The sequence below is a fragment of the Luteimonas aquatica genome, assembly GCF_022662575.1.
Classification (GTDB): domain Bacteria; phylum Pseudomonadota; class Gammaproteobacteria; order Xanthomonadales; family Xanthomonadaceae; genus Luteimonas; species Luteimonas aquatica.
The window spans coordinates 995,810-1,015,417 of the sequence record NZ_JALBFU010000001.1 but is presented as its reverse complement, the minus strand read 5'-3'; the positions used below and the strand labels follow the sequence as shown (position 1 = coordinate 1,015,417).

The window sequence follows — 19,608 nt, the reverse complement described above, 5'->3', positions numbered from 1 at the left end:
GAAGGCCCGGCGCAAGCCGGGCCTTCTTCGTTTCGCATGTGCCTTGCGGCGAAGCGGCGGGCCGTCGCCGCAGGACGCGTCAGTCCGGCGTTTCGGCGGTGCGGACGAAGGCGCTGGCCTTCTCCGGATCGAGCGCGCGTATCTCGTAGCACAGGCCGTAGGCCAGGCAGGGGTTGCCGGCGGCGAGGGCCGCGGCGTCCTCGAGGCTGTCGGCGAGGATGAACCAGTAGCCGCCGACCACTTCCTTGGCTTCGCTGAAGGGGCCGTCGCTGATGCCTTGCCTGGACACCAGCCGGGCGTCCCGGCCGAGCCGCTGGCCGGTACGCATCCGGCCGCCCTCGATGTGGCCTTCGATCCAGACGTAGAAGGCGTCGATGGCCTGCTGGATCTGCGCCGGCGCGGCGCTCCTGTCCCACTGTCCGCGGGAAAGGACCAGGTATTCGTTGCCGGACGCGGTCTCGCTCATGGCGCGGCGGCGGGTCAGTCCCCGCCCTCGATGCCGGTCATGCCGAGGATGTTGTAGCCGGCATCGACGTAGGTGACCTCGCCGGTGACGCCCGAGGCCAGGTCCGAGCACAGGAAGGCGGCGACGTTGCCGACGTCCTCGATGGTCACGGTGCGGCGCATCGGCGCGTTCTGCTCGACGTGGCCGAGGATCTTGCGGAAGCCGGCGATTCCCGCGGCGGCCAGGGTCTTGATCGGGCCGGCGGAGATGGCGTTGACGCGGATGCCTTCCGGGCCGAGGTTGAGCGCCAGGTAGCGCACGCTGGCCTCCAGGCTGGCCTTGGCCACGCCCATCAGGTTGTAGCCCTGCAGCGCGCGCTCGGCGCCCAGGTAGCTGAGCGTGAGCAGGGCGCCGTTGCGGCCCTGCATCAGCGGGCGCGCGGCGCGCGCCAGCGCCGTCAGCGAGTAGGCGGAGATGTCGTGGGCCATGGCGAAGTTCTCGCGGGTCGCGCCGTCCAGGTACTGGCCGGCCACGGCCTCGCGCGGCGCGAAGGCGATGGCGTGCACGACGATGTCCACGCCGTCCCAGTGCTTGCCCAGCTCGGCGAAGCAGGCGTCGATCTGCGCGTCGTCGGCCACGTCCATCGGCAGCACGATCCGGCTGCCGTACTCGGCCGCGGCCTTTTCCACGCGCGGCTTGAGCTTGTCGTTGAGGTAGGTGAAGGCCAGCTCGGCGCCCTCGCGGTGCATGGCCTCGGCGATGCCGGAGGCGATCGAGCGTTCGCTGGCGATGCCGGTGATGAGTGCGCGCTTGCCTTGCAGGAAACCCATGACGTTCTCTTGGAGTTGAGTCAGCGCTCTAGTTTGCCATGCCGGCCGCGCCCTGCGTCCCCGGGAGCGGGGCCTTCGGCGGGCGAAGCGCCCGGATTCGGCAGCGCCTATCTGGCGCTGATGCCGGAGGGCGTCTCGTCGATCTTCAGCACCATGCCCGGATGCAGCTTGCTGGCGGCGGTGAGCTGGTTGCGCGAGAGCAGATCGGCACGGCTGAGGCCGTAGCGCTCGGCGATGCGCCAGATGGAATCACCACGCGCGACCGTATGGGTGCGTGGCGGGGTGGATGCCGGCGCAGCGGCCGGGGCGCCGGTCGGTGCGATTTCGATCGCGTCTTCGGCATCGGCCAGCGTGGTGACGCGCGTGTCCTCGGCCGGCGCGGGGGCCGGCGTGGCCGGAGCCGTCGCGAGGAAGGTCTGGGCGGGCGCGGATGCGGCGGATGCGGGCGTCGCGACCGGGGTGCCCGTCGCGGCCGCGTTCGGCATCGGCGCCAGCAGGCGCACTTCGCGGTTGGCCTGGGCGATGCGGCCGTCCGGGAAGGCGGGGTTGAGGCGCTTGAGCAGGCCGGCATCGGCGCCCAGCACGGACGCCCAGGCGTCGAGGCTGGCGATTCCGCTGGGCACGGGAGTCGGCGCCAGCAGGGTGACCGGACGATCCAGCGCCTGCATCCAGCTTTCCCTGTCGTCGGCGCGGTCGAGCACGCACGAGAGCGCATGCAGCTTGCGCACGTAGCCCTGGGTAATCGGCGACAGGCCGACCAGCTTGTCCGGCTGCGCGTTGCGCGCTTCCTGCCCGCTGCGCTTGAGCGCGCCGAGCAGCCGGTACTCGCCGGCGTTGTAGGCCATCACCGCCAGCCGCCAGTCGCCGGCGAACATGCCGTGCAGGGTCTTCAGGTAGCGCACCGCCGCGCGGGTGGATTCGGCGGGGGACAGGCGCCCGTCGTAGCCGGGGCGGATGGGCACGTTGTGGTTGCGCGCGGTGAGCGCGATGAACTGCCACAGCCCCGCCGGGCCCGCGCCGCTGCGCGCGCCGGGCTTGTAGCCGCTCTCGACGAAGGGGATCAGGGCGTACTCGGTCGGCAGGTGCGCCTCGCGCAGCGCGTCGACCACGTAGCCGAACAGGGCCAGGGCGTCGCTGTCGCTGGCCGCGAGCTGCTTGGGCGCGTTGGCGAAATGGCGCTGCCAGCGCTCGCTGATGTCCGGTCCGCAGCTGGGGTCGGCCAGGCCCTCGCGGAAGCGGGCGTAGATCTCGCGGCCGTTGCGGGTGGCCGGCACCGCGGAGGCGGACTGGGGCGCGGGCAGGGAAGCGGTCCCGCCCGTCGCGGCGGCCTCGGGGGCAGCCTGCGCCTGCACGCCGGCGCAGGCGCAAGCCAGCAGCACGCCCGCCGCGAGGCGGCCCAGGCGGCCGCTCATGCGCGGAATCCGTCCTTCCAGCGCCGCAGGGCGGCGAAGGTCTCGACCCGGTCGCCGGCGGCGCCGGCCTGGCGCTCGACGGCGCCGCGCACCCCGGGCGCGTCGACACGCAGGAACGGATTGGTCTCGCGCTCGGTCGCGATCGTGCTGGGCAGGCTGGGTTGTCCGGCGGCGCGCATGGCTTGGACCTGCTCGATACGGCGCAGCAGCGCCGGGTTGTCGGGTTCGACCACGCGCGCGAAGGCGGCGTTGGACAGCGTGTACTCGTGGCCGCAGCAGAGGCGGGTCTCCCCGGGGAGGGAGGCCAGGCGGTCGAGCGAGGCCAGCATCTGCGCGGGCGTACCTTCGAACAGCCGCCCGCAACCCAGGCTGAAGAGGGTGTCCCCGCTGAACAGCAGACCCTGGCCGCCGGCGTCGGCGCAGTGGTAGGCGACGTGGCTCAGGGTATGGCCGGGGACGGCGATGACGGCGAATTCCCAGTCCAGCAGCCGCACCCGCTCGCCGTCGGCGACCCGGCGGGCGGTGAGCGGGATGCGGTCCTCGGCCGGGGCCAGCACCGGCAGGTCGGGCCAGCGGCGGCGCAGCTCCAGGACCCCGCCGATGTGATCGTCGTGGTGGTGGGTGAGCAGGATGCCGGCCGGCTCGAGCCCCTGGGCGGCGGCCGCCTCGACCGGTCCGGCATCGCCGGGATCGACGATCACGGCGCGCCCGTCGCCGCCGCGCAGGGTCCAGATGTAGTTGTCGGCGAACGCCGGCAAAGCCTGCAACTGCATGTGCTGCGCCTAGGGTGGACGGTCCGCACAGGAGTGTGCGGGCGCCCGCGGAGGGATCCGCGGACGGACTCGCATAGAATTGCGACCATGCCCCCAACTTCTCCCCCCGGTCAACCCGACGGCACCGACAACTGGTTCGGGACCCTCCCCGGACAGACCCTGCTGGAAAGCGAACACGCCACCATCGAGCGCGCCCTGGCCGAACGCCCGGCGCTGCCCTGGCTGTGGCTGGCCCCCGAGGTGCAGCCCCTGGACATCGTCGGCCGCGGCCTGAAGCTGGCGGTCCGGCCCGGGGCCGGCGCGGACGCCGCCTACACCGGCGACATCCGCTGCGGCCTGCCGCTGCCGCTGGCCAACGAATCGATCGGCGTGGTCGTGGTCCAGCACGTCGCGCGCCCGGACGCCTCCGGGGACGCCCTGCTGGCCGAGTGCGCCCGGGTGCTGGTGCCGGGCGGCCGGCTGTGGCTGTTCGCCCTCAACCCGCTGGCGCCCTATCGCTGGCGCTGGCGCGGCGCCGGGCTGCGCGCCTCCGAGCCGCTGGGCTGGCGCCGCCGCCTGCGCCGCATCGGCCTGGCCCCGGAGCCGGTCTCGCAGGGGATCGGCCCGAGCTGGAAGCTGCTGGTGTCCGAGCACCCCCAGGACGGCCCGGGCCTGCGCGCGGCCTACGCCGTGCGCGCGGACAAGCGCACGTTGCCGCTGACGCCCCTGCGCCGCCGCCTGCCGCTGCGCCTGCCGCGGTCGCAGGGCATTCCCGCCGCCTACCGGGCCGCGCCGCCGGCGCGGCGCGAACTGTCGGACGCCTGAGCGGATGAAGCGGATCGAAATCCACACCGACGGGGCCTGCCTCGGCAACCCCGGCCCGGGCGGCTGGGCGGCGCTGCTGCGCTACGGCCAGCGCGAGCGCGAGCTGTCGGGCGGCGAGGCGATGACCACCAACAACCGCATGGAGCTGATGGCCGCCATCGTGGGCCTGGAAACGCTGACCGAGCCCTGCATCGTCGACCTGACCACCGATTCCCAGTACGTGCGCCAGGGCATCACGGAATGGATGCCGAGCTGGTTGCGCCGCGGCTGGAAGACGGCGGGCGGCGACCCCGTCAAGAACCGCGACCTCTGGGAGCGCCTGCACGCGGCCACGCAGCGGCATCGCATCGAATGGCACTGGGTGAAGGGCCATTCCGGCGACCCGGACAACGAGCGCGTCGACGCCCTGGCGCGCGCGCAAGCCGTCAAATGGAAGGAAGGAGTTCACGCCTGATGCGCCAGATCGTGCTCGACACCGAGACCACCGGCCTGGAGTGGAAGAAGAACAACCGCGTCGTCGAGATCGGCTGCATCGAGCTGATCGAGCGCCGGCCGACCGGCCGCACCTTCCACCACTACATCAACCCGCTGCGCGAGTTCGAGCCGGGCGCGCAGGAGGTCACCGGGCTGACCCTGGAGTTCCTCGCCGACAAGCCGCTGTTCGCCGACATCGCCGAGGCCTTCCTGGAGTTCATCGACGGCGCCGAGCTGGTGATCCACAACGCCGCCTTCGACATCGGCTTCCTCGACTACGAGCTGTCGCTGCTGGGCGACGGCTACAAGCGCATGCGCGAGCGCGCGAGCGTGCTCGACTCGCTGGAACTGGCGCGCCAGCGCTACCCGGGCCAGCGCAACTCGCTCGACGCGCTGTGCAAGCGGCTGGGCGTGGACAACGCGCATCGCCAACTGCACGGCGCGCTGCTCGACGCGCAACTGCTGGCGGAGGTGTACCTGGCGCTGACCGCCGGGCAGAGCGAGATAGGCTTCGCCGGCTTCGAGGCCGAGCAGCCGCGCGGCGCCGCCGTCGTCCTGGCGGACGCGACGCTCGGCCCGCGGCCGCGCGTGCGGGTGTCGGAAGAGGAGCTGGCCGCGCACGCGGCGCGGCTGGAGGCGATCCGCAAGAAGACCGGCGGCCAGTGCCTGTGGGACGCGGCCTGAGCCGGCTGCGCGGCGGGCGCCGCGCTAGAGCTTGCGCACCAGCACCACGGTGACGTTGTCCGAGCCGCCGCGGTCCAGCGCAGCGGCCACCAGCCCGTCCACGCATTCCTGCGCGCTGCACTCGGTGTGCGCGAGCACGCGCGAGATGCCGGTGTCGTCGACCTCCTCGGTCAGTCCGTCGCTGCACAGCAGCAGCTGCATGCCGGCGGTGAACTCGCCCGACATGGTCTCCACGTTGAGCGACTGCGGATCGGTCACGCCCAGCGCCTGGGTCACCACGTTGCGCTGCGGGTGGGTGCGCGCCTGGTCGACGCTGATGCTGCCCTGCGAGATCAGTTCCTGCACGTAGCTGTGGTCCTGCGACAGCTGCGCCAGCTTGCCGGCGCGCCACAGGTAGACGCGGCTGTCGCCGACCCAGGCCACTTCGAAGCGGGTGCCGGACACCCGCGCGGCCACCACGGTGGTGCCCATCGGCAGTGCGTCGCTGCGCCGGCGCGAGGCGCCGATGATCTCCTCGTCGGCGATGCGGATCGCCAGCGCCAGCGGCTTGCCGTGGCGGATCTCGCGCACGATCACCTCGCGCGCCAGCGCGCTGGCGACCTCGCCGTATTCGTGCCCGCCCATGCCGTCGGCGACCAGCCAGAGCCCCAGCTCGCTGTCGCCGTAGTAGGTGTCCTCGTTCAACTCGCGCCGGAGGCCGACATGGGTGAGGTGTCCAAACTCGATCATGAGTCGATCATGCGCGGCGGTTGCGGTCGTTCGGGAGGGCGGCGTTCGTCGGATCGCAGTGTGCAGGCGGTGGCGCGGGCTGGCAACCGCGCGGCGGGGGGCGGAAACGAAAAACGCCCCGGCGGGGCGTCTTGCGCAAGTGGCGGAGAGGGAGGGATTCGAACCCTCGGTACGCTATTAACGTACGCCTGATTTCGAGTCAGGTACATTCAACCGCTCTGCCACCTCTCCGAATTGCGTGGCGTTCCGTGCCCGGAACCCCACCGCCGTCCGCGTGCGCCCGGGGCGCCGGGGAAACGGCCGCCCGGCCGAAGGCGGGATGCGGTGGGGGTGCCATGATACGGACCGGGGCCAGACCCGACAAGGCGGGGGGCGTAAACTGGCGGCATGCGGGTCCCCCGCAAGGCCCGCGCATGCTTGTGCGGACTTTCCCACCTTTCACCAGAACGCACGCCATGTCCGAAATCCTCGTCCCCGTCTCCTTCGGCGAACTGCTCGACAAGATCGCCATCCTGCAGATCAAGTCCGAGCGCATGTCCGACCCGGCCAAGCTGGCGAACGTGCGCAACGAGCTGACGGCCCTGGAGAACACCTGGATGGCGCACCCGGCGGCGGCCACCGACATCGCCCGCCTGCGCGCGGAGCTGAAGGCCGTCAACGAGCGCCTGTGGGTGATCGAGGACGATATCCGCATCAAGGAGAAGGCGCAGGCCTTCGACGCGGAATTCGTGCGCCTGGCGCGCAGCGTCTACTTCGAGAACGACGAGCGCGCGCGCATCAAGAAGGACATCAACCTGGCGCTGGGCTCGGCCTACGTCGAGGAGAAGTCCTACCAGGACTACAGGGCGGGCGGCGCGGCGCCCTGAGCCGGCGTTTCGCGGTCGAAGTGCAGGGCGAATTCCGGCCCGTAGTGCGCCGGGTCGTACAGCGAGAGATCGATGCCGCAGAGCCTGAAGCCGGCCTTGCGGTAGAAGTTCACCGCCGCGAAGTTGGTGTTCTGCGTTTCCAGGCGCAGGCGCGGGATGCCGCGCGCCGCGGCATGGTCCGTCGCCCGCCGCAGCAGGCGGCCGCCGAGTCCGCGGCCGCGCCAGCCGGGCGCCACGAACAGCCCTGTGATCTGCAGGCTGGCGTTCCAGCCCCGCTCCTCGGCGAGCACGAAGCCGACGATGCGCGCCCGCGCGTCGAGCGCGGCCTGCGCCAGATCGGCCGCGCGCACGTCCTCGGCGATGTCGTCGAAGGGGTATCGCTTGTGGAACGGCGCCTGCAGCCGCGATTCGGCCAGGCCCAGGGACAGCGCGCCGGTATCGGCGACGTAGACGCGATCGGTGACGTAGGAGGCGTCGAACGCGCGCAACGCGGCGGCGTCGCGCGCTGGATCGATCGCGCGCAGCGTGATCGCGCCGGCGGGCGGTTCACGATCGGCCGTCAATGTCCCAGGTCCGCGCACCGGCGCTCGAAGGCGGCGATGCCGTCCTCCACCGTCGCCAAGTCCATGACGCCCTCGTGTTCGATCTTGGTGCCCCAGCGCAGTTCGGCCGCCGGCTTGCCGAGATACTTGCGCGCGGCGTCGTCGTAGCGGTCCACGCAGTAGCGGCGGTCGGAATAGGGGCCGCTGCGCGCCGGATTGCTGGCCGCGTGCAGGCCCAGCACCTTGGCGCCCATGGCGTTGGCGATGTGCATCGGCCCGGAGTCGGGCGTCATCACCAGGTCGGCGCGCGCCAGCAGCGCGGGCAGCTGCTTCAGCGTGTCCTTGCCGACCAGATCCAGCGCGGGGTGGCGCATCGCCGCGAGGATGGCGTCGGCGGTGCGGCGCTCCAGTTCGCTGCGGCCGCCGCACAGCACCACCCGCCAGCCGCGCCCGGCCGCGTGGTCGGCCACGGCGGCGTAGCGCTCGCTGCGCCAGTTGCGCAGGGCGTGGCTGGAGCAGGGCGAGATCAGCAGGGTGCGCAGGCCGTCGCTGTCGCGATCGGGCCACTGCGCGCGGGCCCAGGCGTGGGCGTCCTCGGGGACCGGCAGGTCCCAGGCGACCTCCGTCTGGCGCAGGCCCAGCGGCTCGCAGAAGCTGCCGATGGCGTCCAGCACGTGGATGCCGGGACGGTCGGGGATGCGCTCGTTGACGAACAGCCCGTGGAGATCCTTCGAGCGCGACCTGTCGTAGCCGATGCGGCGCGCGGCGGGGATGAAGGCCGACAGCAGGTTGGCGCGCGCGGCGACCTGCATCTGCAGCAGCGCGTCGAAGCGGCCGGCGTTTGCGCGCAGCTCCTGGCGCAGCGCGCGCATGCCGCCCAGGCCGGTCTTCTTGTCGTAGACCACGAAATCCACGCCGTCCAGGCCCTCCAGCAGCTTGAACTCGCCCTTGCCGATCACCCAGGCCAGGGCCAGCTCCGGCCAGGCGCGGCGCAGCGTCCGCACCAGCGGCAGCACGTGGGTGACGTCGCCCAGCGCCGAGAGACGCAGCAGGCACACGGAGCGGGGTGGGGCCTCGAGCTGGGACACGTTAGACTCGCTGAATGGCTGTATTCGACGCCACCGAAAGCTTGACGCCGTTCCGTGCCGGTCGCGGTTACGGGGCGATTCTGTTCGACGCCACGCAATTGCGGCAAGTCGACCCGCGCTGGTTCGACCCCGCCGGATGGGGCGAGCGCGCCCGGCCGGTGCAGGAGGGCGGGCGCGGCGGCGCCTGGTTCATCGACGCCAGCCACGGCCCCTGCGTGCTGCGCCACTACCTGCGCGGCGGCTGGGCGGCGAAGTTCAGCCGCGACCGCTATCTGTGGCGCGGCGCCGACCGCACGCGCGGCTTCGCCGAGTTCCGGCTGCTGCGCGAACTGCTCAAGCGCCGCCTGCCGGTGCCGCAGCCGATCGCCGCCTGCTACGTGCGCGAGGGCATGACCTATCGCGCCTCGATCCTGCTCGAACGGCTGGTGGGCGTGCGCTCGCTGGCCGAGCTCGCCGTCCAGGGCCAGGGGCCGTGGCAGGCCGCGGGCGAGCTGATCGCGCGCTTCCACCGCGAGGGGCTCGACCATGCCGACCTCAACGCGCACAACATCCTCTTCGACGAGAGCGGCAAGGGCTGGGTGATCGACTTCGACCGCAGCACCATGCACATCCCGGCCACCGGCTGGCGTTCGCGCAACCTGGCGCGGCTGGAGCGTTCGCTGCTGAAACAGCGCGGCGCGCGCGACGCCGAACAGGTGCGCGCCGATTTCGCGCGGCTGCGCGCGGCCTACGACGCCCGCTGGGCGAAGGGCTTCTGATGGCCTGGTCGCTGCGCTTCCACGGCGTGGGCAACGCCTCGGCAGTCGAGCTGGGATCGCCGATGGCGACCATCGAGCGCGACGGCGCGCCCTGGCTGACCGTGGACTGCGGCGCGGAAGGCCTGACCGCCTACCAGGCCCATTACGGGCAGGCGCCGCGGGCGCTGTTCGTGACCCACGTGCACCTGGACCACGTCGCCGGCTTCGAGCGGCTGTTCGTGGCCGACTACTTCGACCCCGCGCGCCGCGGCAAGACCCGCCTGTACGTGCCGGCCGCCGTGGTGCCGCTGCTGCACCGGCGCGTGGGCGACTACCCGAACGTGCTGGCCGAGGGCGGCGCCAATTTCTGGGACGCGTTCCAGCTGATTCCGGTGGGCGAGGCCTTCTGGCACGCCGGCGTGCGCCTGGAGGTGTTCCCGGTGCGTCACCATTGGCCGGAGACCGCCTATGGCCTACGCTTGCGCGGTAGCCTGGTGTGGAGCGGCGATACCCGCCCGATCCCCGAAATGCTGGCCCGATACGCCGACGCCGACGAACTGATCGCGCACGACTGCGCGCTGCACGGCAATCCCTCGCACAGCGGCATCGACGATCTGCAGCGCGAGTACCCGCCGGCGCTGCTGGCGCGCTGCGTGCTGTACCACTACGCCGGCGTGGCCGACGGCCAGGCCCTGGCCGCGCGCGGCCACCGCGTGGCCTATCCGGGCGAGGTGCTGGCGTTGAACGAACCGACCGCGGAGCGGGTCCAACCGGCATGAACGCCGCGCTGCAGCCGAGGGCCGTGCCGCTGGACCGCCTGGGACGTCCGCTCCAGGACCTGCGCCTGTCGGTGATCGAGGCCTGCAACTTCCGCTGCGGCTACTGCATGCCGGCCGACCGCGTGCCGGAGGATTACGGCCTGGACGCCGCGGCGCGCCTGTCCTTCGACGAGATCGAGACGCTGGTGCGCGGCTTCGCCCGCCTGGGCATGCAGAAGCTGCGCATCACCGGCGGCGAGCCGCTGCTGCGCAAGGACCTGCCGGCGCTGATCGCGCGGCTGGCGACGATCCCGGGCATCGAGGACCTGGCGCTGACCACCAACGGCACGCTGCTCGCGCGCCACGCGCGGGCCCTGCGCGCGGCCGGCCTGCGCAGGATCACCGTGAGCCTGGACGCGCTCGATCCCGCGCTGTTTCGCGAACTGTCCGGCGGGCGAGGCCGCGTGGAGGACGTGCTCGAGGGCGTTGCCGCGGCCGAGGCGGCCGGTTTCGAGCGGATGAAGTTCAACTGCGTGGTGCAGCGCGGCGTCAACGAAGACCAGGCGCCGGTTCTGCTCGAACGCTTCCGCGGCACCGGGCACATCGTGCGCTTCATCGAATTCATGGACGTCGGGACCTGCAACGGCTGGGACCGCGCCCGCGTGGTGCCCTCGGCCGAACTGCGCGACCGCATCCACGCGCGCTGGCCGCTGCGGGCGCTGGAGGCCAACTATCGCGGCGAAGTCGCCACGCGCTACGCCTTCGCCGACGGCGCCGGCGAGGTCGGCTTCGTCAGTTCGGTGAGCGATCCGTTCTGCGGCGATTGCCACCGTGCCCGGGTGTCGGCCGACGGCCAGCTGTTCACCTGCCTGTTCGCGGCCGACGGCACCCCGCTGCGGCCGTTGCTGGCGCAGGGCGAGACGGCCTTCGCCGAACGCCTGGGCGAGCTGTGGCGCGGCCGCGCGGACCGCTACAGCGAACTGCGCGGCCGCGCGGGGGCGCCGCGCAAGCACGTCGAGATGTTCCTGATCGGTGGGTGAGCCAAGCCCGCTTGCGCGGCATGCCGCGCAGGCTTGGCGAACGCCCGGCCACGGATGGCCGGGCAGGACGACCCGTCAGCCGACAACGTCGCGCCATGGATGGCAGCTGCAACGACAGGCCAGCCAAACCGCGTGTTACGCCCCAAATTCGGCGTGCAACGCGATGCCCATCGCGCCACAATGCGCCCATGCCTCGTTCCGCGAAAACATTGACCCATCTCGACCCCCGGGGCCGCCCCGCGATGGTCGACGTGTCCGCCAAGGCCGTCACCGCGCGCGAGGCGGTCGCCGCCTGTCGCGTGCGCTTTCCGCAGGACGTGGCCGCGCAGCTGCGCAGGAGCGGGCTGAAGAGCGCCAAGGGCGGCATCGTCGAAACGGCGATCGTCGCCGGCACGCTGGCGGTCAAGCGCACCCACGAGCTGATCCCGTTCTGCCATCCGCTGCCGATCGACGGCATCCGCATCGGCATCGACTGGCGCGGCGAGCGCGAACTGGAGATCGTCTGCGCGGTGAAGACCACGCACCGCACCGGCGTGGAGATGGAAGCGCTGACCGGCGCCACCGTCGCGGCGCTGACCGTCTACGACATGTGCAAGGCGCTCTCGCACGCCATCGTGCTCGGACCGGCGAAGCTGCTGGGCAAGCGCGGCGGCAAGCGCGATTTCGGCGCCGCCGGAGCGGCGCGATGACGCGGGTGACGGTGCTGTATTTCGCCAGCCTGCGCGATGCCGCCGGCGTGCCGAGCGAAACACTCGACATGGATGCCGCGGACCTGCGCGCCCTGTACGCGTCGCTGCAGATGCGCCACGGCTTCGCGCTTCCGGCCGGGCGCCTGCGCGTGGCGGTGGACGGCGCCTTCGCGCGCTGGGAGGACGGCCTGCGCGAAGGCAGCGAGATCGCCTTCATCCCGCCGGTGTCGGGAGGATGACATGACGCGCTTCCGACTGGCCGAGGCTCCCATCGAGATCGCGGCGCTGCGCGCCGAGCTGGCGTGCGAGCAGGCCGGCGCCTACGCGAGCTTCGAGGGCTGGGTGCGCGACCACAACGCGGGCCGCGCCGTGCGCGGCCTGCACTACGAGGCCTATGCCGCGCTGGCGCGCAGCGAGGGCGAGCGCGTGCTGGACGAGGCGATGGCGAAGTTCGCCATCGCCGAGGCGCGCTGCGTGCATCGCATCGGCGAGCTGGCGATCGGCGAGCTGGCGGTGTGGGTCGGCGTCTCGGCCGCGCACCGCGACGCCGCCTTCGCGGCCTGCCGCTTCGTCATCGACGAGGTGAAGGCGCGGGTGCCGATCTGGAAGCACGAGCGCTACGTCGACGGCGATGCCGACTGGCTGCATCCGCCGCCGGCAACCTGATCGCCGCGACGCCCGGTCGCCATCCCGCCGCCGCCGCGCATCGTGGCAAGGCCCGGGCGGCGGACTTCCACCGCTATTCCCACCAGGGTGCGCCCGCGCGACGGCGTCACGCGGCCAGGTCGCTCGTGCGGCGCCTGGACGAGGCCCGGAAAGGCGATGGCCCCGCCAACTGACCTCGGCGCCTGCGTCAATCGATACCGTTGCTGCCTTCCGGCCCTGGCGGGATTTTCGACCTAGCATCGCGAGGGGCCGACGGGGCCACCATAGAAGCGATCGTTCCCTCGGCGATGGCCCGTACCGGCGGCGCGGGTCGCGAGGGATGCGTGGAACTGGGATGGAACGAACGGGGATGAAACTGGCGGAGAGAGGGGGATTCGAACCCCCGAAGCGCGGTTTAGACGCTTACACACTTTCCAGGCGTGCTCCTTCAACCACTCGGACACCTCTCCGGCTTTGTCCGACGTCGGCGCGCGGGCCTGATTCGGGGCGCAGATTCTAGCCGCGGCGGGCGGTTGGGACAAGCGAGCCGGTCCCGGCGCGGCCCCTGCGACCGCCGCGTGGCAATATACGGGTCCTTCCGCAAGGACCGGCCGTCCCGGCCGGATGTCGCAGCATAGCCCGATGTCCTATCTCGTTCTCGCCCGCAAGTGGCGCCCCAAGCGTTTCGCCGAACTGGTGGGCCAGGAGCACGTGGTCCGCGCGTTGACCAACGCCCTGGATTCCGGGCGCGTGCACCACGCCTTCCTGTTCACCGGCACCCGCGGCGTGGGCAAGACCACCATCGCACGCATCTTCGCCAAGAGCCTGAACTGCGAGCGCGGCACCTCGGCCGAGCCCTGCGGCGAGTGCGGCGCCTGCCGCGACATCGACGCCGGCCGCTTCATCGACCTGCTGGAGATCGACGCCGCCTCCAACACCGGCGTGGACGACGTGCGCGAGGTGATCGACAACGCGCAGTACATGCCCTCGCGCGGGCGGGTGAAGGTCTACCTGATCGACGAAGTGCACATGCTCTCCAAGTCGGCCTTCAACGCCCTGCTCAAGACGCTGGAGGAGCCGCCGGGGCACGTGAAGTTCCTGCTCGCCACCACCGATCCGCAGAAGCTGCCGGTGACGGTGCTCTCGCGCTGCCTGCAGTTCAACCTGAAGCGGCTCGACGAGGGGCAGATCGGCGGACAGATCGCCGCGATCCTGCAGGCCGAGCAGATCGCCGCCGAACCGGGCGCGATCCGCCAGCTGGCCAAGGCCGCCGACGGCAGCCTGCGCGACGGCCTGTCGCTGCTCGACCAGGCCATCGCCTATACCGGCGGCACGCTGTCCGACGACGCGGTGGCGACCATGCTCGGCACCGTCGACCGCACCCGCGTCGGCGCGCTGCTGGCCGCGCTGAGCGAGGGCGACGGCCAGGCGCTGCTGCGCGAGGTGACGGCGCTGGCCGAGTTCTCGCCGGACTGGTCCGGCGTCCTGGACGCGCTCGCCGACGCCCTGCATCGGCTGCAGGTGAAACAACTGGTGCCGGGCAGCGCGGTGGAGGCCGACGGCCTCGACCTGGACGCGCTGGCCGCGCGGCTGCGTCCGGAAGTGGTGCAGCTCTGGTACCAGATGGCGCTCAACGGCCGCCGCGACCTGGCGCTGGCGCCGAGTCCGCGCGCCGGATTCGAGATGAGCGTGCTGCGCATGCTGGCGTTCCGCCCGGCCGAGGGCAGCGCGCAGGGCATTTCGGCGCCGGTCGCCTCGGCATCCGGACCGGCCGCCGCCAGGGCCGCGCTGGAGGGCGCGCGACCGGCGCCGTCGGCGCCGCCGCCCAGGCCGCCGGTCGCGGCGCCCCCGATGGAGCCCACGCCCCAGCCCGCTACCGAATCCGCGCCGTCACGCCCGCCGGCCCCACCGGCGCAGGCCGCGACACCCGCCGCCGCATCGCCGGGCACCGTGATCGCCGACGCCACGCAATGGCTCGACCTGATCGCCGGCCTGACCCTGCGCGGCCCGGTGAAGGAGCTGGCCTCGCATGCCGGCTTCATCGCCCATGCCGACAACGTGCTGCGGCTGTCGCTGCCCGAGTCCGACGACCACCTCAAGGCCCCGTTCCTGGTGGCGCAGCTGGCCGAAGGCCTCGGCGCGCGCCTGGGCGCGGTGCCGACGATCCGGTTCGAGACCGCCGCCGCCGCCGCGGAGACCCTGCACGGGCGCAACGCGCGCGAGCGCGACGAGCGCCAGAGCGCGGCCGAGAACGCCTTCCTGTCCGACCCGGACGTGCAGCGGCTGATGTCGCAGCAGGGCGCCAAGCTCGTGCCCGATTCGATCCGCCCCTACGAAGACTAGGGCCTGTCTTCAATATCCGGAGAGCAAGCAGACATGCGTGGAAACATCGCCCAGCTCATGCAGCAAGCGCAGAAGATGCAGGAAAACATGCAGCGCGCGCAGGAAGACCTCGCCAACCTCGAAATCACCGGCAGCGCCGGCGGCGGCATGGTCAACGTGACCATCACCGGACGCATGGAGTGCCGCAAGGTGCGTATCGACCCCAGCGTGCTGGGCGATCCCGAGATGGCCGAGGACCTGGTCGCCGCCGCGTTCAACGACGCGGTCAACAAGGTCAACGCCGAATCGCAGTCGCGGATGTCGGCCGCCACCGCCGGCATGCAGATGCCGCCCGGGATGAAGCTGCCGTTCTGATTCCGATTGCGATCCCGATGCCGATCCCGACGCCGTCCCGCCGCATGGACGGCGGCCGGAGCACGCCATGACCGCCTCCCTTCTCGAGCGCCTGATCGACGCCTTCCGCGTGCTGCCGGGCGTCGGCCAGAAGACCGCGCAGCGCATGGCCTACCACGTGCTCGAGCGCGAGCGCGAGGGCGGCCGGCGCCTGGCCGACGCCCTCGCCGAGGCGGTGGAGCGCATCGGTCATTGCGCGCGCTGCCGCGACTTCAGCGAAAGCGAACTGTGCGCCACCTGCGCCGCGCCCGCGCGCGACGCGCACCAGCTGTGCGTGGTGGAATCGCCGGCCGACCGGCTCGCCATCGAGCAGGCCACGGGCTACCGCGGCCTGTATTTCGTGCTGCAGGGACGCCTGAGCCCGCTCGACGGCATCGGCCCGCGCGAGCTCGGCCTCGACCAGCTCGCCGCGCGCCTGGCCGAGGGCGAGGTGCAGGAGCTGATCATCGCCACCAACCCGACGGTGGAGGGCGAGGCGACCGCGCACTACCTCGCCCAGCTCGCGCGCCAGCAGCAGGTGCGCCCGAGCCGGCTCGCCCACGGCGTGCCGCTGGGCGGAGAACTGGAATACGTGGATCGCGGCACGCTCTCGCACGCCTTCGGCACGCGCAGCGAGATGCCTCGATAATCGGCGTCCGACGAACGTTTTACCGAGCAGCATCTTTCCCAAGCGAGGAGCCGTGGCATGAGCGAGGACACCATCTTCCACAAGATCATCCGCCGCGAGATCCCGGCCGAGGTGGTCTACGAGGACGAGCACCTGATCGCCTTCCGCGACATCGCGCCGCAGGCGCCGGTGCACGTGCTGTTCGTGCCCAAGGAAACGCTGGCCACGCTCAACGACCTGCCCGACGACCGCCCGGAGATCGTCGGCCGCCTGGCGGTGGCCGCGGCGCGCTACGCCAAGGCGCAGGGGCTGGCGGAGAAGGGCTACCGGATCGTGATGAACTGCAATCCCGATGCCGGGCAGACCGTGTACCAGTTGCACCTGCACCTGCTGGCGGGTGCGCCACTGGGGCGGTTCGGCACGCCGGGCTGACGGGAGGGGATCGACCGAGCGTCGGGCCAGGGCGGGAGGCTCAGGCGGCGGCCTGCCGTTCGATCGGGAAAAGCGCGCGGCCGAGCTTGCGTGCGGTTGCCAGATGCGCCGCGAGCGCCTGGGCGTCGGTCCCGGGCAGCAGCTCGGTGGTCGCCACCGGCGCGCCGCAATAGTCGAAGATGCCGTGGTCGATCTGGGTGCGCATCGCGCCGAAGTAGCCGTGGCGGGCATAGGTGCGCAGGTCGGCGCCGCCGAGCGCGAGCAGGTGCACCGGCAGATGGCGCAGGCGCTTGACCAGGCGACCCTCCGGCTGTTCGTCGTAGGCCCAGCCATTGGCGAAGACGCGATCGATCCAGCCCTTGAGCAATCCCGGCATCGACCACCAGTAGACCGGGTAGACCAGGACCAGCGCGTCGGCGCGATCGATCCGCGCCTGCTCGGCGGCGACATCGGCCGGGGGCGGGGCCTGGCGGCGGTGCACGGCGAGGTCGGCGGCGGAGAAGCGCGGGTCGAAGCCTTCGGCCGCCAGGTCGGCGACCTCGGCGCCGTGCCCGGATTCGGCCAGGCCTTCGACCAGGGCGGCGGCGATGGCGTGGGTGAAGGACCCGGGGTCCGGATGGGAGACGACGGCTAGCGCGTGCATGAGGCGTTCCTGGCGGCGGTGGCGTGGGGCGGGGTATGCTTATGTACTTTTAGTAAGTTACTTTTGGTATATAAACATGTCAAGCACCGGAAATGGCGGCGGTGCCGCATCGCCGCGCCGGCGCCTGTCGCGGGAGGACCGGCGCCGGCAACTGCTCAACGTGGCCTGGCGCCTGGCGCGGGACGAAGGCACGCAGGCGCTTACGCTCGGGCGCCTGGCCGAGCAGGCCGGCGTGACCAAGCCCGTGGTCTACGGGCATTTCGGCACGCCGACCGGCCTGCTGCTGGCGCTGTACAAGGAATTCGACGCGCGGCAGACCGCGTTGATGGATGCCGCGCTGCGCAAGAGCGGTCCGGGCCTGCCGGACAAGGCGGCGGTGATCGCCTCCGCCTACGTCGATTGCGTGCTGGAGCAGGGGCGGGAGATTCCCGGCGTGGTCGCGGCGCTGGCCGGCGCGCCGGAACTGGAAGCGACCAAGCGCGAATACCAGGCGCTGTTCCTGGAGAAATGCCGACGCGTGCTGGCGCCGTTCGCCGGCGCGGGACGGATCGCCGATGCCGGCCTGTGGGCGATGCTCGGCGCGGCCGAGGCCTTGTCCTATGCCGCGGCCACCGCGGACGTTCCGGCCGCGCAGGCCAAGGCAGAGCTGTTCGAGATCATCGTGGCGATGGTCGAGCGCGGCGCGCGCGGCGGTTCGTCGCGCGCCGGCGATGCTGCGTGAGGCCGGCGCCAAGGCTTTCCCGCCGTTGCCGGCGGGACGGGATCACCAGTATCCCCACCACGGCCACGGCGCCGGCCGCGTCACCACGTTGACGCGCTCGCGCTTGGGCCAGAGGTAGACCACGTCCGCTTCCACGTGCGGGAAGCGGTAGCTGTAGCCGCCGATGCGGCGGTTCTCGTAGCTGTCGACGCGGCCGGTGAAGGTGACGTCGCGGTTCTTCTCGAAGATCGCGGGGTCGTAGAAGCCGGTGCGGCAGGCGATGAAGCGGCCGCCGGTGTCGTCCTCGGCCCAGTAGGGGCGTCCGTACACGTCCAGGCGGGTGGAGATCATCTCGAAGCAGGTGACGTTCTCCTTCGGCTCCACCTGCACGATGCGGCCGCCCCAGCGCACGGTGGCGCCGACGCTGTCGCGCTCGGCGGCCTCGCGCGGGGTGAGCGGGGTGTAGTCGCCTTGCAGCGGCTTGGGCTGGGATGCGCAGGCGGCGAGGGCGCAGGCGAGGCCGGCCAGGGCGAGGGAGCGCAGATGCATCGGGAAGTCTCCGGTTGAGTGCCTTTACAACAGCAGGTCAGGGGCGGTGCCGACGCAGGTCGCGGACGAGATCGCGCAACCCCTGTCGATGCGCGTCGTGCCGAGCGTAGCGCCAATCGGCGAAACGGGCGCTGAGCGCCGGTAGTGCCGCCGATTGTGGCCGTTGCGGCAGCGTCCGGGCAACGCGCAGCGCCCATGCGCCGGCCGGCTCGTGCGGCTCGCGGGCCAGGCCGAGCCGGGCATAGCGCGCGCCCAGGGCATGCCAGGCGCGCAGCAGCGGATCGCGCTCGCGTTCGCTGCGGGCGGTGAGCCACAGCATCCAGCCCAGCGCCAGTCCGGCCACGGCGGCGAACAGCGCGATCAGCGCACCGTCGTCGAGGCGCTCGATGCCCAGCGGCTGCAGCAGGCGCTGCTGGCGCGCGGCGTTGAAGCCGAGCACGAAGTCGTTCCAGCCGCGCCGCAGCCAGTCGCCCAGGTCGAAGACCGGGGTCAGGCCGGCGAAGTCGCCGAGCATGCCCGGCGCGCGGTCGGCGAGGGTGTCGTAGATGCGCTCGGGCGCCACCGCCGCGGTGGGATCGACGCGCACCCAGCCGCGCCCGGCCAGCCAGACCTCGGCCCAGGCGTGGGCGTCGGAATTGCGCACCAGCCAATAGTCGCCGTAGGGATTGCGGTAGCCGCCGGCGTAGCCGGTGACCACGCGCGCGGGGATGCCGGCGCCGCGCATCAGCACCACGAAGGCCGAGCTGAAGTGTTCGCAGAAGCCGCGCTTGTGGTCGAACAGGAATTCGTCGACCGAATCGTGCCCGAGCAGGGGCGTGTCGAGCGTGTAGGCGAAGTCGCGCTGGATCCAGGCCAGGGTCCGGCGCACGATCGCCGCGTCGTCGTCGCCCGCGGCCTGGCGCCACTGACGCGCCAGCGCCAGCGTGCGCGGGTTGTAGCCGACGGGCAGCCGCAGCGCCGCGGCGCGCGCGTGCGCGGACAGCTGCGGCTGGTAGGCCCGCGGCTCGGCCGAGCGCAGACGCCAGCGCGTGAGCGTGTTGAGGGTGCGCTGCGACTGCAGGCTGTGGTCGTACTCCAGCGTGGTGCCCACCGGCGACGACAGCGGCAGGTCGAGCGCGATCAGCTGGCGGCGGTCGGTCGGCTCGAGTTCGATCTCGTAGTCCCATGCCGGTTCGCGGCGCGTGGCCTGCACCGCCGGAAAAGCCGCCGGCCAGGAGGGCCGCGTCCACGCGCGTCCGTCGAAATCCCAGAGCACCGGGCCGCGCCAGTACATGCGCGAGGTCGGCGGCGCCGGGCCGAAGAACTTCACCCGCATCGCCGCGCGGTCGTCGGCCATGAAGTCGATCCATTCGCCCGGCGCCATGCGGTCGGACAGGCCGGGGCGCGCCATCGCGCGCTCCGGCACGCCCCACAGCGGCGCGCGGG

The 19,608-nt window shown here is 72.0% G+C and carries 25 protein-coding genes, 2 tRNA genes and 1 other RNA gene; 15 read left to right on the top strand and 13 right to left on the bottom strand.

The window, feature by feature from the left end; translation table 11 throughout:
- Positions 1-79 precede the first annotated feature (79 nt).
- From MD221_RS04730 to gloB, 4 genes are all read right to left on the bottom strand, one after another.
- On the bottom strand, positions 80-466 hold the full coding sequence (locus tag MD221_RS04730) for a YciI family protein (protein ID WP_242108178.1): 387 nt from the start codon (positions 464-466) through the stop codon (positions 80-82).
- Between the two features lie 14 nt (positions 467-480).
- Complete coding sequence (locus MD221_RS04725) at positions 481-1,275, bottom strand: enoyl-ACP reductase FabI (RefSeq protein WP_242108176.1); 795 nt, start codon at positions 1,273-1,275, stop codon at positions 481-483.
- Positions 1,276-1,382: 107 nt separating this feature from the next.
- Positions 1,383-2,687 carry a lytic transglycosylase domain-containing protein gene (locus MD221_RS04720; RefSeq protein ID WP_242108174.1) on the bottom strand — a complete coding sequence of 435 codons (1,305 nt, stop codon included), beginning with the start codon at positions 2,685-2,687 and terminating at the stop codon, positions 1,383-1,385.
- Positions 2,684-3,460, bottom strand: coding sequence for a hydroxyacylglutathione hydrolase (gloB, locus tag MD221_RS04715; RefSeq protein ID WP_242108172.1), 777 nt, complete (start codon positions 3,458-3,460; stop codon positions 2,684-2,686). The genes MD221_RS04720 and gloB overlap by 4 nt, the downstream gene beginning before the upstream one ends.
- Positions 3,461-3,547: 87 nt before the next feature.
- Between gloB and MD221_RS04710 the strand changes: the two genes are divergently transcribed.
- Genes MD221_RS04710 through dnaQ form a run of 3 tightly spaced genes read left to right on the top strand, consistent with a single transcriptional unit; the run spans position 3,548 to position 5,422 of the window.
- Entirely contained in the window at positions 3,548-4,264 is a 717-nt protein-coding gene (locus MD221_RS04710; protein WP_242108170.1) for a methyltransferase domain-containing protein, read from the top strand.
- Positions 4,265-4,268: 4 nt separating this feature from the next.
- Positions 4,269-4,718 (top strand): ribonuclease HI, encoded by a 450-nt coding sequence (gene rnhA, locus MD221_RS04705; protein ID WP_242108169.1) that lies wholly within the window; start codon positions 4,269-4,271, stop codon positions 4,716-4,718.
- The gene (dnaQ, locus tag MD221_RS04700) at positions 4,718-5,422 is read left to right on the top strand and encodes a DNA polymerase III subunit epsilon (RefSeq protein ID WP_242108168.1); all 705 of its coding nucleotides are present in this window, start codon (positions 4,718-4,720) and stop codon (positions 5,420-5,422) included. The genes rnhA and dnaQ overlap by 1 nt, the downstream gene beginning before the upstream one ends.
- A gap of 24 nt (positions 5,423-5,446) precedes the next feature.
- On the opposite strand, the gene MD221_RS04695 is transcribed toward dnaQ, so the two are convergent.
- Together MD221_RS04695 and MD221_RS04690 are read right to left on the bottom strand one after the other, a co-directional pair.
- Entirely contained in the window at positions 5,447-6,151 is a 705-nt protein-coding gene (locus MD221_RS04695; protein WP_242108167.1) for a PP2C family protein-serine/threonine phosphatase, read from the bottom strand.
- Between the two features lie 140 nt (positions 6,152-6,291).
- Positions 6,292-6,382: transfer RNA gene (locus MD221_RS04690), tRNA-Ser, on the bottom strand.
- A gap of 224 nt (positions 6,383-6,606) precedes the next feature.
- Here MD221_RS04690 and MD221_RS04685 point away from each other — a divergent pair.
- Complete coding sequence (locus MD221_RS04685) at positions 6,607-7,017, top strand: DUF6165 family protein (RefSeq protein ID WP_242108166.1); 411 nt, start codon at positions 6,607-6,609, stop codon at positions 7,015-7,017.
- On the opposite strand, the gene MD221_RS04680 is transcribed toward MD221_RS04685, so the two are convergent.
- Together MD221_RS04680 and MD221_RS04675 are read right to left on the bottom strand one after the other, a co-directional pair.
- Entirely contained in the window at positions 6,990-7,580 is a 591-nt protein-coding gene (locus MD221_RS04680) for a GNAT family N-acetyltransferase (RefSeq protein ID WP_242108165.1), read from the bottom strand. The genes MD221_RS04685 and MD221_RS04680 overlap by 28 nt on opposite strands.
- Positions 7,577-8,647 (bottom strand): glycosyltransferase family 9 protein, encoded by a 1,071-nt coding sequence (locus tag MD221_RS04675; RefSeq protein ID WP_242108164.1) that lies wholly within the window; start codon positions 8,645-8,647, stop codon positions 7,577-7,579. Before MD221_RS04675 ends, MD221_RS04680 begins: the two co-directional genes overlap by 4 nt.
- Before the next feature lie 14 nt (positions 8,648-8,661).
- Here MD221_RS04675 and MD221_RS04670 point away from each other — a divergent pair, with 14 nt between their 5' ends.
- The 6 genes from MD221_RS04670 (at position 8,662) to MD221_RS04645 (ending at position 12,537) form a co-directional block, all read left to right on the top strand.
- Positions 8,662-9,405, top strand: a complete 744-nt coding sequence (locus MD221_RS04670; protein ID WP_242108163.1) for a 3-deoxy-D-manno-octulosonic acid kinase — start codon at positions 8,662-8,664, stop codon at positions 9,403-9,405.
- Entirely contained in the window at positions 9,405-10,163 is a 759-nt protein-coding gene (locus MD221_RS04665) for an MBL fold metallo-hydrolase (protein WP_242108161.1), read from the top strand. The genes MD221_RS04670 and MD221_RS04665 overlap by 1 nt, the downstream gene beginning before the upstream one ends.
- Entirely contained in the window at positions 10,160-11,182 is a 1,023-nt protein-coding gene (moaA, locus tag MD221_RS04660) for a GTP 3',8-cyclase MoaA (protein WP_242108160.1), read from the top strand. The genes MD221_RS04665 and moaA overlap by 4 nt, the downstream gene beginning before the upstream one ends.
- Positions 11,183-11,370: 188 nt before the next feature.
- Entirely contained in the window at positions 11,371-11,871 is a 501-nt protein-coding gene (moaC, locus tag MD221_RS04655) for a cyclic pyranopterin monophosphate synthase MoaC (RefSeq protein WP_242108159.1), read from the top strand.
- Entirely contained in the window at positions 11,868-12,110 is a 243-nt protein-coding gene (gene moaD / locus MD221_RS04650; RefSeq protein ID WP_242108158.1) for a molybdopterin converting factor subunit 1, read from the top strand. The genes moaC and moaD overlap by 4 nt, the downstream gene beginning before the upstream one ends.
- A 1-nt stretch (position 12,111) precedes the next feature.
- Positions 12,112-12,537 (top strand): molybdenum cofactor biosynthesis protein MoaE, encoded by a 426-nt coding sequence (locus MD221_RS04645; protein WP_242108157.1) that lies wholly within the window; start codon positions 12,112-12,114, stop codon positions 12,535-12,537.
- 159 nt (positions 12,538-12,696) lie between these two features.
- On the opposite strand, the gene ffs is transcribed toward MD221_RS04645, so the two are convergent.
- An RNA gene (gene ffs / locus MD221_RS04640) (signal recognition particle sRNA small type) lies at positions 12,697-12,793 on the bottom strand.
- A 100-nt stretch (positions 12,794-12,893) separates the two neighbouring features.
- Positions 12,894-12,986 (bottom strand) — tRNA-Ser (locus MD221_RS04635).
- 172 nt (positions 12,987-13,158) lie between these two features.
- Here MD221_RS04635 and dnaX point away from each other — a divergent pair.
- The 4 genes from dnaX to MD221_RS04615 all read left to right on the top strand — a co-directional run bounded on the left by dnaX (position 13,159) and on the right by MD221_RS04615 (position 16,291).
- Positions 13,159-14,859 (top strand): DNA polymerase III subunit gamma/tau, encoded by a 1,701-nt coding sequence (gene dnaX, locus MD221_RS04630; RefSeq protein WP_242108156.1) that lies wholly within the window; start codon positions 13,159-13,161, stop codon positions 14,857-14,859.
- Positions 14,860-14,892: 33 nt separating this feature from the next.
- Positions 14,893-15,213: a YbaB/EbfC family nucleoid-associated protein gene (locus MD221_RS04625; protein WP_242108155.1), complete on the top strand. Its 321-nt coding sequence runs from the start codon at positions 14,893-14,895 to the stop codon at positions 15,211-15,213.
- A gap of 67 nt (positions 15,214-15,280) precedes the next feature.
- Positions 15,281-15,880, top strand: a complete 600-nt coding sequence (recR, locus tag MD221_RS04620) for a recombination mediator RecR (RefSeq protein ID WP_242108153.1) — start codon at positions 15,281-15,283, stop codon at positions 15,878-15,880.
- A gap of 57 nt (positions 15,881-15,937) precedes the next feature.
- Positions 15,938-16,291, top strand: a complete 354-nt coding sequence (locus tag MD221_RS04615) for a histidine triad nucleotide-binding protein (protein WP_242108152.1) — start codon at positions 15,938-15,940, stop codon at positions 16,289-16,291.
- Positions 16,292-16,331: 40 nt separating this feature from the next.
- Here the strand turns inward: MD221_RS04615 and MD221_RS04610 are convergent, their stop codons facing one another.
- Positions 16,332-16,934: an NAD(P)H-dependent oxidoreductase gene (locus MD221_RS04610; RefSeq protein WP_242108151.1), complete on the bottom strand. Its 603-nt coding sequence runs from the start codon at positions 16,932-16,934 to the stop codon at positions 16,332-16,334.
- A gap of 76 nt (positions 16,935-17,010) precedes the next feature.
- Between MD221_RS04610 and MD221_RS04605 the strand changes: the two genes are divergently transcribed.
- Positions 17,011-17,655, top strand: coding sequence for a TetR/AcrR family transcriptional regulator (locus MD221_RS04605; protein WP_242108150.1), 645 nt, complete (start codon positions 17,011-17,013; stop codon positions 17,653-17,655).
- 42 nt (positions 17,656-17,697) lie between these two features.
- Here MD221_RS04605 and MD221_RS04600 read toward each other — a convergent pair whose 3' ends face one another.
- Positions 17,698-18,183, bottom strand: coding sequence for a Slp family lipoprotein (locus MD221_RS04600; RefSeq protein WP_242108149.1), 486 nt, complete (start codon positions 18,181-18,183; stop codon positions 17,698-17,700).
- A gap of 37 nt (positions 18,184-18,220) precedes the next feature.
- A partial coding sequence (locus MD221_RS04595; RefSeq protein ID WP_242108148.1) for a transglutaminase TgpA family protein occupies positions 18,221-19,608 on the bottom strand: 1,388 nt, incomplete at its 5' end.

Bases quoted from the DNA above. Each gene is read 5' to 3' on its own strand.
- recR (WP_242108153.1), top strand. From the start codon at position 15,281: ATGACCGCCTCCCTTCTCGAGCGCCTGATCGACGCCTTCCGCGTGCTG.
- MD221_RS04665 (WP_242108161.1), top strand. From the start codon at position 9,405: ATGGCCTGGTCGCTGCGCTTCCACGGCGTGGGCAACGCCTCGGCAGTC.
- MD221_RS04695 (WP_242108167.1), bottom strand. From the start codon at position 6,151: ATGATCGAGTTTGGACACCTCACCCATGTCGGCCTCCGGCGCGAGTTG.
- MD221_RS04645 (WP_242108157.1), top strand. From the start codon at position 12,112: ATGACGCGCTTCCGACTGGCCGAGGCTCCCATCGAGATCGCGGCGCTG.
- MD221_RS04670 (WP_242108163.1), top strand. From the start codon at position 8,662: ATGGCTGTATTCGACGCCACCGAAAGCTTGACGCCGTTCCGTGCCGGT.
- MD221_RS04605 (WP_242108150.1), top strand. From the start codon at position 17,011: ATGTCAAGCACCGGAAATGGCGGCGGTGCCGCATCGCCGCGCCGGCGC.
- MD221_RS04625 (WP_242108155.1), top strand. From the start codon at position 14,893: ATGCGTGGAAACATCGCCCAGCTCATGCAGCAAGCGCAGAAGATGCAG.
- MD221_RS04610 (WP_242108151.1), bottom strand. From the start codon at position 16,934: ATGCACGCGCTAGCCGTCGTCTCCCATCCGGACCCCGGGTCCTTCACC.
- gloB (WP_242108172.1), bottom strand. From the start codon at position 3,460: ATGCAGTTGCAGGCTTTGCCGGCGTTCGCCGACAACTACATCTGGACC.
- MD221_RS04730 (WP_242108178.1), bottom strand. From the start codon at position 466: ATGAGCGAGACCGCGTCCGGCAACGAATACCTGGTCCTTTCCCGCGGA.
- moaD (WP_242108158.1), top strand. From the start codon at position 11,868: ATGACGCGGGTGACGGTGCTGTATTTCGCCAGCCTGCGCGATGCCGCC.
- moaA (WP_242108160.1), top strand. From the start codon at position 10,160: ATGAACGCCGCGCTGCAGCCGAGGGCCGTGCCGCTGGACCGCCTGGGA.
- dnaQ (WP_242108168.1), top strand. From the start codon at position 4,718: ATGCGCCAGATCGTGCTCGACACCGAGACCACCGGCCTGGAGTGGAAG.
- dnaX (WP_242108156.1), top strand. From the start codon at position 13,159: ATGTCCTATCTCGTTCTCGCCCGCAAGTGGCGCCCCAAGCGTTTCGCC.
- rnhA (WP_242108169.1), top strand. From the start codon at position 4,269: ATGAAGCGGATCGAAATCCACACCGACGGGGCCTGCCTCGGCAACCCC.
- MD221_RS04600 (WP_242108149.1), bottom strand. From the start codon at position 18,183: ATGCATCTGCGCTCCCTCGCCCTGGCCGGCCTCGCCTGCGCCCTCGCC.
- moaC (WP_242108159.1), top strand. From the start codon at position 11,371: ATGCCTCGTTCCGCGAAAACATTGACCCATCTCGACCCCCGGGGCCGC.
- MD221_RS04720 (WP_242108174.1), bottom strand. From the start codon at position 2,687: ATGAGCGGCCGCCTGGGCCGCCTCGCGGCGGGCGTGCTGCTGGCTTGC.
- MD221_RS04615 (WP_242108152.1), top strand. From the start codon at position 15,938: ATGAGCGAGGACACCATCTTCCACAAGATCATCCGCCGCGAGATCCCG.
- MD221_RS04725 (WP_242108176.1), bottom strand. From the start codon at position 1,275: ATGGGTTTCCTGCAAGGCAAGCGCGCACTCATCACCGGCATCGCCAGC.
- MD221_RS04710 (WP_242108170.1), top strand. From the start codon at position 3,548: ATGCCCCCAACTTCTCCCCCCGGTCAACCCGACGGCACCGACAACTGG.
- MD221_RS04685 (WP_242108166.1), top strand. From the start codon at position 6,607: ATGTCCGAAATCCTCGTCCCCGTCTCCTTCGGCGAACTGCTCGACAAG.